This is a genomic window from Candidatus Methanoperedens sp. BLZ2 (assembly GCF_002487355.1).
Lineage (GTDB): Archaea > Halobacteriota > Methanosarcinia > Methanosarcinales > Methanoperedenaceae > Methanoperedens.
The window spans coordinates 114,921-124,402 of sequence record NZ_NTMG01000019.1; the positions used below are offsets into that span (position 1 = coordinate 114,921).

Annotated in this window: 11 protein-coding genes and 1 CRISPR repeat array (1 of these 12 only partly in view); all 11 genes read right to left on the minus strand. The window is 39.7% G+C overall.

The features are described from left to right. Positions 1–1,998: direct repeats of the CRISPR family, unit length 37 nt; unit sequence ATTTCAGAGCGCTTCCTCGCAAAATGAGGATTGAAAC; it begins 2,505 nt to the left of the window's first position. A gap of 111 nt (positions 1,999–2,109) precedes the next feature. The 11 genes from CL181_RS02655 to CL181_RS02705 all read right to left on the minus strand — a co-directional run bounded on the left by CL181_RS02655 (position 2,110) and on the right by CL181_RS02705 (position 9,190). Continuing rightward, positions 2,110–2,547: a type II toxin-antitoxin system VapC family toxin gene (locus CL181_RS02655; protein WP_097297696.1), complete on the minus strand. Its 438-nt coding sequence runs from the start codon at positions 2,545–2,547 to the stop codon at positions 2,110–2,112. Continuing rightward, positions 2,544–2,765: an antitoxin VapB family protein gene (locus CL181_RS02660; RefSeq protein ID WP_097297710.1), complete on the minus strand. Its 222-nt coding sequence runs from the start codon at positions 2,763–2,765 to the stop codon at positions 2,544–2,546. Before CL181_RS02660 ends, CL181_RS02655 begins: the two co-directional genes overlap by 4 nt. 287 nt (positions 2,766–3,052) lie before the next feature. Then, positions 3,053–3,433: a type II toxin-antitoxin system VapC family toxin gene (locus CL181_RS02665; protein WP_176505023.1), complete on the minus strand. Its 381-nt coding sequence runs from the start codon at positions 3,431–3,433 to the stop codon at positions 3,053–3,055. Then, positions 3,430–3,663: an antitoxin VapB family protein gene (locus CL181_RS02670; protein ID WP_097297698.1), complete on the minus strand. Its 234-nt coding sequence runs from the start codon at positions 3,661–3,663 to the stop codon at positions 3,430–3,432. The genes CL181_RS02665 and CL181_RS02670 overlap by 4 nt, the downstream gene beginning before the upstream one ends. Before the next feature lie 97 nt (positions 3,664–3,760). After that, the gene (locus CL181_RS02675; RefSeq protein WP_097297699.1) at positions 3,761–4,378 is read right to left on the minus strand and encodes a PrsW family glutamic-type intramembrane protease; all 618 of its coding nucleotides are present in this window, start codon (positions 4,376–4,378) and stop codon (positions 3,761–3,763) included. 71 nt (positions 4,379–4,449) lie between these two features. After that, on the minus strand, positions 4,450–5,034 hold the full coding sequence (locus CL181_RS02680) for an SDR family oxidoreductase (RefSeq protein ID WP_176505024.1): 585 nt from the start codon (positions 5,032–5,034) through the stop codon (positions 4,450–4,452). A gap of 5 nt (positions 5,035–5,039) precedes the next feature. Next, positions 5,040–5,798: a biotin/lipoate A/B protein ligase family protein gene (locus CL181_RS02685; protein WP_097297701.1), complete on the minus strand. Its 759-nt coding sequence runs from the start codon at positions 5,796–5,798 to the stop codon at positions 5,040–5,042. After that, the gene (locus CL181_RS02690) at positions 5,795–6,088 is read right to left on the minus strand and encodes a hypothetical protein (RefSeq protein WP_097297702.1); all 294 of its coding nucleotides are present in this window, start codon (positions 6,086–6,088) and stop codon (positions 5,795–5,797) included. The genes CL181_RS02685 and CL181_RS02690 overlap by 4 nt, the downstream gene beginning before the upstream one ends. Positions 6,089–6,343: 255 nt before the next feature. Further along, a complete protein-coding gene (locus CL181_RS02695; protein WP_217993069.1) occupies positions 6,344–7,516 on the minus strand; it encodes a citrate/2-methylcitrate synthase in 1,173 nt (390 codons plus the stop codon). 186 nt (positions 7,517–7,702) lie between these two features. Then, positions 7,703–7,999, minus strand: coding sequence for a hypothetical protein (locus CL181_RS02700; RefSeq protein ID WP_097297703.1), 297 nt, complete (start codon positions 7,997–7,999; stop codon positions 7,703–7,705). A gap of 339 nt (positions 8,000–8,338) precedes the next feature. Beyond that, positions 8,339–9,190, minus strand: a complete 852-nt coding sequence (locus CL181_RS02705; RefSeq protein ID WP_097297704.1) for a hypothetical protein — start codon at positions 9,188–9,190, stop codon at positions 8,339–8,341. Positions 9,191–9,482 lie beyond the last annotated feature (292 nt).

Here is a 9,482-nt window from a genome sequence, read left to right on the forward strand (position 1 = left end):
AAATGAGGATTGAAACTGTCAGTCTTGTTCATAAATCATCAATCCTCAGTGACTATTTCAGAGCGCTTCCTCGCAAAATGAGGATTGAAACGCAGGCTTCCCACCAGTCCCACCAAAACGATTGATGATTTCAGAGCGCTTCCTCGCAAAATGAGGATTGAAACTGGAAGTGTCCACACTGTGCAAGAGTCAAGAAATATCGATTTCAGAGCGCTTCCTCGCAAAATGAGGATTGAAACCTGCTGAATGATTGGTACTTGCTGGAAGAGAATCATTATTTCAGAGCGCTTCCTCGCAAAATGAGGATTGAAACTGGATAGATAATCCTTGCTTGATATAGTGGTTTTTACATTTCAGAGCGCTTCCTCGCAAAATGAGGATTGAAACTCATATATATCAGAACATTCTCCGCATGAAATATTTTATTTCAGAGCGCTTCCTCGCAAAATGAGGATTGAAACAGGATGCTCCCGGATCTCTGACCTGGACCATGAACAATTTCAGAGCGCTTCCTCGCAAAATGAGGATTGAAACATGACCATATCGAGATAGAGGAGCTCAGGAGAACAATTTCAGAGCGCTTCCTCGCAAAATGAGGATTGAAACTCTAAACCCATAGCAGATAGGCGATTATCACTTATAATTTCAGAGCGCTTCCTCGCAAAATGAGGATTGAAACTTGGAATCGCGCTAAAAGCGCTGGAATTCTAAGGAAATTTCAGAGCGCTTCCTCGCAAAATGAGGATTGAAACGACCGCGATTGCGTTTCGGGCAGGCGCGCAATATGTATATTTCAGAGCGCTTCCTCGCAAAATGAGGATTGAAACATGGGCTTGATTATTTCGTCCTGCACTTCCATTTGTGATTTCAGAGCGCTTCCTCGCAAAATGAGGATTGAAACGCGGGTGCTTTTTGCCAAAATATGGCTCACCCGTATATTTCAGAGCGCTTCCTCGCAAAATGAGGATTGAAACGGCCAAAGTAATAGCCTAATACGATCATGAGCGGCTCAATTTCAGAGCGCTTCCTCGCAAAATGAGGATTGAAACCCAGAACATAATCTGGATGCACGGGTCACAAAGACATTTCAGAGCGCTTCCTCGCAAAATGAGGATTGAAACTTATGTTCCCCAGCATGTTCATATTCATAGCAACGAATTTCAGAGCGCTTCCTCGCAAAATGAGGATTGAAACGCATGTCCTGACACAGAGTCTTGAACTCACCAGATGAATTTCAGAGCGCTTCCTCGCAAAATGAGGATTGAAACCGGATGGCATAATACGGGTTTGACCATGTTTCAGCCAATTTCAGAGCGCTTCCTCGCAAAATGAGGATTGAAACATGAGCAGTTGTACAGGCAGGGACTGGGTGGAAGAAAATTTCAGAGCGCTTCCTCGCAAAATGAGGATTGAAACTTGATGAGATTTTCTTGTGTGTAAGGAATGCGCTGTAATTTCAGAGCGCTTCCTCGCAAAATGAGGATTGAAACTGGCCGAGGATGGGCAGGCTTACGATCCTGCAAAGTTATTTCAGAGCGCTTCCTCGCAAAATGAGGATTGAAACATGTTTCAAAACCAAAAATTGTATCAAGTAAAGTTCATTTCAGAGCGCTTCCTCGCAAAATGAGGATTGAAACTGCCTTGATCATCTCGGTAGGCTTTTCCAGCTCTATTTCAGAGCGCTTCCTCGCAAAATGAGGATTGAAACGACCTATGATAGGTCAATAGGTCTAAATATTGGATAATTTCAGAGCGCTTCCTCGCAAAATGAGGATTGAAACGTAGCTATATCTCCAACAAGGTCTTTTCCTTCCTCAATTTCAGAGCGCTTCCTCGCAAAATGAGGATTGAAACAGATAACTTCTTGTCTTCGGCGCTTTAATTCCCGGATTTCAGAGCGCTTCCTCGCAAAATGAGGATTGAAACGTTTCGCACTACCGCCATGCAGAGCATCGTCATGAATTTCAGAGCGCTTCCTCGCAAAATGAGGATTGAAAGACACTACATCCAGTCGTTTTCCAAAAAAAAGCGATCAGGCTTTTCTGAAAAAACCCTACCCTCTTAAAAAATAGATTTTTATATCCTCAAAAACATAAAAATGAAAATGTATTACCCTTCTTTTTTGCTTTTAAGAATTTCTAAACCAGTTACTTTTGAAATTTCATCAAATCTCTTATCTGTCGAGGCAATCTTGTCTGCACCATTTGTCACAGCAATCCCCGCTATAAGTACATCAAGAGCATTAACTGGTTTTCCTATAGTCAAGAGGCCTGCCATTATTTCACTTGATTTTTCTGCAGCCTTAAAATCAAAATCTAAAACCGGTGTTTCAGAAAAAAATCTTCTGAAAAATCTTTCCTCTTTTTTGACTTTTTTATGTTTAACACCGGACATTATTTCGTGAAATGTTATAACTGTAGTTGCAATATCTGAATCAAAATCAAGGGCAATATCAAGGTCATCAATGTCCTTAATTTCAAAAGCTCCCAGTGTTTCTTTCATTCCGATAAAAAAATCAATGAGATAGGCTGTATCAAGGACAATCATATCGTTCGCAGCCTTGCAGATTCTCTTATTTTCTTGCAGTCTTCTTTTATCTCGATTATGGCTTTACTATCTTTCAAGCCGCCGAAATAATCTTTTAGATTTGGTTTTCGTTTCTTTGTCAGCTTCAATATAACATCACTGAAGCTTTCCTTCTCCTTTTTTAAGCTCGTAAGAATATCATATACTTCTTCTCTTATTGATATTGTCTTTGTTGCCATAATAATCTGTGTATACATACACAGATATATAGTTTATTATATCCTGATCGGAGCCAGTCGTTTGATAATCCCGGAGTTGTCAGTGTAAATGCAGTGATAATAAGGCAGCGTGTATATTTCAGCACGATACTTCTTCGGAAGAATGGTCTAATGAGGATTGAAACAGTCCTTTTCCGAAAAAAAACGATCGGGTTTTTTGGAAAAAGGCCACTCCCTTACAAAATATATAATTATAGAAGTTAAAAGATAAAAAGAAAGATGTATAATCTTTCTTTCAGGAAAAGGAATTACCATGACCTGCATCTTAAACCTGGAATGCGGTTGAAATGATCATCCCTGGTTAGAAGCTCTTCGTTATTTGCCAGGACAATGCCTGCTATAAATAGATCCTCAATTTCCAGGGTCCTTCCTGAATTCTTTAATTTTGCATGGATATTGGCAGCTTTCACAGCCGCTGGCATATCAAATTCAAGTATCTCCATAGACTTAATTAATGAGTCGATATTCGAGATACTTTCTTTTTTTTTCACAGAGCGCTCTGCTCCGAAATAAAGTTCAAAGACGTTAATTGTTGTTGTTTTAGGATGTTCAATCGTGTCCAGTATTGCTTCTGGATTGCCTTTGTCCCTGAGGACGTCTATTAAAAAATTGGTGTCAAGTACTGTCACAGTTTCAACCTCTTTGATCTCGACCCCATGGAATGTCTTACTTCCAGTGCTGCTTTTTCGAAATCATCAAATTCTTTACCGGCCATCACCCCAACGAAGTCGCATAGTTTTTTCTTCCCCAGAGGTGCAGCAATGCGCTTTATAAGCTCAGTAAAGCTCTCACCTTCTTTTTTAAGCTCTGCCAGCATTTCATACGCTTCTTCTGATATTGTTAATGTCTTGTGTGCCATGTAATTAAATGTATTGATACGTGTATTTATAACTTATTATATCCAGATCGGGCTTTGATATCATCGTTACGCATGATATCTAATTTTCAGACAAGCTCTAGGAAAATTGTATTGAACCCACAGCCCTTTCTGATGTTTTGTGGTAGAGATGCCAGGAGAGAAAATATGTCAGTATTAAAAAAGCGTACGCTACTATAAACCAGAATAGCTCGCCGAAGGCCACGAAAAAATTATAGGATAAATGCAGAGCCGTGGCGAGCAGGTAGAACTGTATAGCCCTGTTCGTTGCAATGCCATAGGCTGTAATTGACGTGCTTGCTGCGTGGAAGAAAATTCCTGGCAACCTGATAGATACTGGTGCTCCCCCAAATACATAAATGAAAAATTCAGTGAGGCCAAATCCAAGGCCGACCAGAAAGCCGAGAATAAAAATTGATCTTTCAGTTTCTCCGTGACGATAAAAAAGGGGATAAACTTTTGAAAATTCCTCAATAAAAGGAGCGAAAAAACCGACTGCGCATAATTCAGAATAAAACACCGGGAGCAGGAAGCACAGGTGGCTTGAGAATATATTGACAAAGAACGTAATGGGAATACTCACTACTATTCCAGAGAATAAAAAGAAATATTTCTCTTTCAAACCGGGTTTATGCAGGGGTATTATAATTTTGTTATCTTTTACTACATTTAAGGGAGCCCCATCATCACCAATCATAGTGATAATATTTCATTTTGACATGTATAAATGTTACCTATAGTGATGACTGCGCATAATTTTTTAAAATATTAATAAAGTTCAATGGATTGGCCCTGACGATATTTTCCCGGATTGATGCAGATATCCGCCACTTTTTGTGCGACCTCATCCGGTTTGAGGTCTGCCTTTTCACCCGGAAAGAGCCGCTTGAACATCCCTGTATCCACGCTTCCAGGGCATAATGCAACTATTTTGATATTTTTAACTTCGGCCGCAGCAGATTCGGTAAGGCCGATCACTGCAAATTTTGACGCACAGTATGCGCCCAGCATAGGAATCCCCTCTTTCCCTGCACCTGATGAAATATTTATTATTAAACCTCCATTTATTTTCATTTCCGGAATAATATGCTTCATGTAAAGGAAAACTCCTTTTACATTCACATCAATTAATTCCTCAAATTCTTCGACCCCGGTTTCCCATATATATTTTTTAAACCCGACCCCTGCATTATTTACAACCAGATCAACTTTCCCGAATTCTTTGATAGTTTCATGAATGACTTTTTTCACATCTTCTTCTCTTGTGACATCCCCTTTAATGAAAATCGATCTACCCCCTTTATTATTTATTTCTTCACTCACTTTTTCTAATCTTTTATTTTGAAGTTTCATTAAAATCACCTCAGATACATCCATTCATCACTTCTGTATTTTCCTTCAGCAAGCTCCTTGGCTCTTGCCAGTTCATCCATACTCCATGTGCCATACTCATAATCCTTGCCTTCTGTAAAAGCACGAATGAGAGCCTCATAAACCTCCATCTTTCCTGCATCGCTGTGCTTACTAACGCATGTGACACGTTCCTGGGCGCTCTCTATCATCTTATCTGTAATTTTCTGCCTGCTCACATTAAGCACACTGAACATTGTGTTAAGGTCAAGCCCGTAAAGCAGGGTGCCGTGCTGGAGCAATATCCCTCCTCTTCTTGTCTGGGCGCTTCCTGAGATTTTTTTACCCTTTACAAGAATATCGTTAACCGGCTTGAACCCGGCTTCAATTCCAAGGCTTTCAAGACCCCTGACAAGCCAGCCGCATATTAACCTGTATGACTCTATTATATTCTTCGGGAATATGTTTGCAGGCGCTATCACGCTGTATGTTATCTCTCCTTCAAAATCATGATAAACCGCCCCTCCGCCTGTCCACCGCCTTATGCAGTCCACATTTAGTTCCCTGCACACATCAAGATTGACCTCGTCCCTCAGGCCCTGGAAATAACCTATGGAAACGGCATTCGGTTTCCAGTTATAAAATCGTATAGTGGGAAGGGATGAGCCGGCTCTTACGCCTTCGCTCACTGCTTCATCAAGAGCCATGTTCATGTAGGCGTCATGGGTTTCAAGCCCTACGACTCTCCATTTCAAGTCCAAGTTCATTTTAACGCCTCCTTTAAGACTTCCGCGATAGACTCCGGGCTTATGCCGATCATCTGGGTATTGTGATCCTTTACAATATTCTGGATTCTGAGGACGATTGTATCAAAGCTTACATCCTTTTTCAAGCCAACAATACTTTTTTCTATATCATCCAGGACCTCTTCGGGATGCAGAAAAAAATCCCCGGTAATCCTGAGCTTTTTGATGATATCATCAACCTCCACTTCTACTTCCACTTTTACAATTTTTCCTTCTTTAACTTTAACCTTCTGGCTGGAATGGGCAATCAAAGTAACCTCCTGACACTCCTGATGGGTCCTTAATGTTAAACTAATGGAAATAAAGAAATATATAGATTCTGACATTTTCAATTCCGGTTCTCTTTAGTAAAGCTGCATATATGAAATACCTGGAAATCAGGTAGAACTGCCCCGGCCCCGTAGCTTCGGCAAATATGAAAGTGCCCGCAGCGTACATACCATGAGGGAACACAATACTCCAGAAGGAAATCCTTTGAGAACAAGTTTAAAATTTTGATAGCCTTGTTATTCGCGTTTCTCTAAAGGCATGTACTTGCAACCCTCAAGTCCGCAGTATCTCCCGACATACTCAGCTTCAGGTCTGTAGATCACAGCTTTTGGCTGCGCCTCGGCAAATTTCTCTTCGATAATATGCGCGCACCATCCTGATATCCTTGAAACCGCAAAAACCGGGGTAAACAGGTCCGGATCAATTCCCATAACGCAGTAAATGGAAGGACTGTAAAAGTCCACATTCGGATAGATTTCCTTTCCTTTGCGTTCCTTAAATTCCGTCCGAACTACATTTTCAATTTTTCTGGATAATTCGAACCATTTTGTATTTCCTGTCCTTTGTGCGAGTTTTCCTGAAATTTCGCAAAGTATCTTTGCACGGGGGTCCCAGGTCTTATAAACCGCATGCCCCATGCCCATGATTATTTCTCCTGCATCCAGTTTTGAATTTATCCACTTCTCAACTCTTTCAGTTTTATCAATATCAAAAAGCATTTTCATTACCTGGGTATTGGCGCCTCCGTGAAGTTCGCCTGAAAGTGCAGCCATTGCCGCGCCGGTGCATGCGTACATATGCGCCCGTGTCGAAGCCACAACCCTGGCAGCGAAAGTAGAAGCATTAAAAGAGTGTTCTGCATGAAGCACAAGACATGTATCAAAATCTTTTGCGGTCTGTACATCAGGTATTTCCCCATTTAGCATATACAGGAAGTTTGCAGCCGATCCCAGCTTTTCATCCGGTTTTCTTATTTCAAGATTTTTCCTTATCCTGTCCCAGTATGCAACAATTGTTGGCATTGTGGCGATTAGCTTAATGGAGGTTTTTACCTGTGATCCTTTTGTACTCAGTCTTGCCGCATCATCAAAATCTGCAAGCATCGGTATCACTGATTGGAGGACATCCATGGGATGGGCGGTCTTTTTCCTCTTTTTCATATGCCTGACAATTCCTGCAGGAAGATTCCTTTCAGAAGCGAGCGTTTCTGTAAATATTTCCAATTCTTTCCTGTTGGGAAGGGTCTCATAGAGCATTAAATAGGCCGTTTCCTCATAAGTTGAATTTTGAGCAAGCATCTCTATATCGTACCCACGATAGATTAATCTGCCATTTTCCCCATCTACCGCACTTACTCTTGTATCAGCGACCGGAACGCCTCTTAGTCCGATATCCTTGGTTTCCAGCATTATATAACCCCGCTTTTAGAAGGACTCGGCAGCTAATAAGTTTTTCCCGCCATTAGTCAAAGAACAAGATTGAGAATACTTCCACTATTCTATAAAAAAAGGCAGTAAAGCCGCTCTGCTCGAATCTGCCAGAGCAGCTTTTATGTTACTGTTGAAAGAAAATGCCCGTTAACCTTATGTATGCTTTTAAGGCGATACTTTAGTTACTCTACTTCTGGTTCTGCTTCTCCCTTCAATCCAGTCCCCGATCCAGGTGCCTATGATAAATAGCACTGTAAGGATCACTACCTCAATAAACACAGATATGCCGCTGAGAGTCATGATCGTACCTCCCACAAATAATCCCAGTGCTACGAGGATAATGGCAAGCACTACGCCGATTATTAATCCTTTCCGGAGTAATGCACCGCGATTTTCCCTTCCAGGGCTTATGTAGCCGTAGATTATTCCTAATACAAATGTTAGAGTCTCTATTAGAGCCATACTTTTTCCTCCTTTGGGCTTAATTTATCTACTGTACTCCCATTAATGATTTTCTTTCTATTACTATATATAGCTTCTGTTTATTTGTGACCGTTTCAATTCATGTTGGTAAATGCCCTAAAGTGCAACACAAAACCATTTACTTCAAATAGTATGTAGTGGAGAATTAGGGTTTAATAGGGGTCGATGCACTTATACAGGCCCCGTACATAGTATGGGGTATACCGGCGATTGCATCCATGCTTGTTCTCTTTCTCTTGAAAGGCGGTTGGAATATAAAACAACTATTTTAAATTTAAGAATTATGTGCCAATGTTTGGCTTACCCCATAGAAAAATTTTATTGCCATCTAAATGTGTACTTTAAAAACGCAGAATTCAAGTTTATAAAAGAATCCATCCACTGAACTAGAACGTCGGAAAATCCACTTCTAATGCTGGAATCAAAGTGTTGAGGTTGCAGAATTGAAAATATGGCTTTAGCAAATCTCTCTAAAAAAAGAAAAAGATAGGAAACGTATATTGCTGCAAACCTATCAAAATATGCGACATATTCATTATACATAACAATATCATGATTCACATAGTTTTTGAATCCTTTGGTCACTTGAAACAGGATTCCTTCTTTTGGATCCATAAATACTAAAGCAAAGCCACCTTTATGAATTAACGCATCTCGTATCAAACGGATAGATGAAAACCAATTAGCAGATTCTACAATCTTACTAATATCTTTACCTAATCGTACCTTATTTGATGGAGATTCTAGCACCCAATTTCTTAACTCTTCGAAAGAAGTAGTTTTAGATACCTTTTTTGGAAGTTGTCCTCTTTTTTTTGATGTACAAACTATGATTTCCGCCACATAATCCATTATTGATCTTATTTCAATAAAAAAATGTTCAATATCGACACTCGCAAAAGACATCCAATTTTTTTTTAAATATTCATCGTCACTAGCTTTTTTTCGAGTCCATTCTAGTCTATTTATAAGTACTTCAATATTCAAAATATCTTGAATTATTTTATTCATTAAAGAATTTGTTTGAGCAAAAGTTCTTTTCAGATCCCTACTTAAAAAAAGATCATTAGAAAGTGACATAAATTCCCCTCGCCAAACATATCTTTCGGTTTCATTCAAATACACAATTAATCTTCTAGCATCCTTTACAAATCCAATATCACTTGCCAATTTAAATTCCTCTATAACTTTAATAATTTAAAATTGGATATACTTTGCTACTTTTTTATAAAATAATTTATGTTTCTATATACTTTTTCTAAAAGCAGCGCCTTAAAAAACAACAAAATCTCTGCATACATATATTATACCACTACTCAAGCATCCTTCCGGTGCCCTCGGATTTCCAATCCGAGGTTGTGACAAATATATATCTTTAAGAAAATTGCGTAACTTTATCATTAATAAAGTGTTGCTGAATAAAGAGGAACGATTGCTCGTTCCCCCTCTTCTAAGAACCGTA

Excerpts from the sequence above, each read along its gene's own strand:
- CL181_RS02655 (WP_097297696.1), bottom strand. The coding sequence starts at position 2,547 with ATGATTGTCCTTGATACAGCCTATCTCATTGATTTTTTTATCGGAATG.
- CL181_RS02660 (WP_097297710.1), bottom strand. The coding sequence starts at position 2,765 with ATGGCAACAAAGACAATATCAATAAGAGAAGAAGTATATGATATTCTT.
- CL181_RS02670 (WP_097297698.1), bottom strand. The coding sequence starts at position 3,663 with ATGGCACACAAGACATTAACAATATCAGAAGAAGCGTATGAAATGCTG.
- CL181_RS02675 (WP_097297699.1), bottom strand. The coding sequence starts at position 4,378 with ATGATTGGTGATGATGGGGCTCCCTTAAATGTAGTAAAAGATAACAAA.
- CL181_RS02680 (WP_176505024.1), bottom strand. The coding sequence starts at position 5,034 with ATGAAACTTCAAAATAAAAGATTAGAAAAAGTGAGTGAAGAAATAAAT.
- CL181_RS02685 (WP_097297701.1), bottom strand. The coding sequence starts at position 5,798 with ATGAACTTGGACTTGAAATGGAGAGTCGTAGGGCTTGAAACCCATGAC.
- CL181_RS02695 (WP_217993069.1), bottom strand. The coding sequence starts at position 7,516 with ATGCTGGAAACCAAGGATATCGGACTAAGAGGCGTTCCGGTCGCTGAT.
- CL181_RS02700 (WP_097297703.1), bottom strand. The coding sequence starts at position 7,999 with ATGGCTCTAATAGAGACTCTAACATTTGTATTAGGAATAATCTACGGC.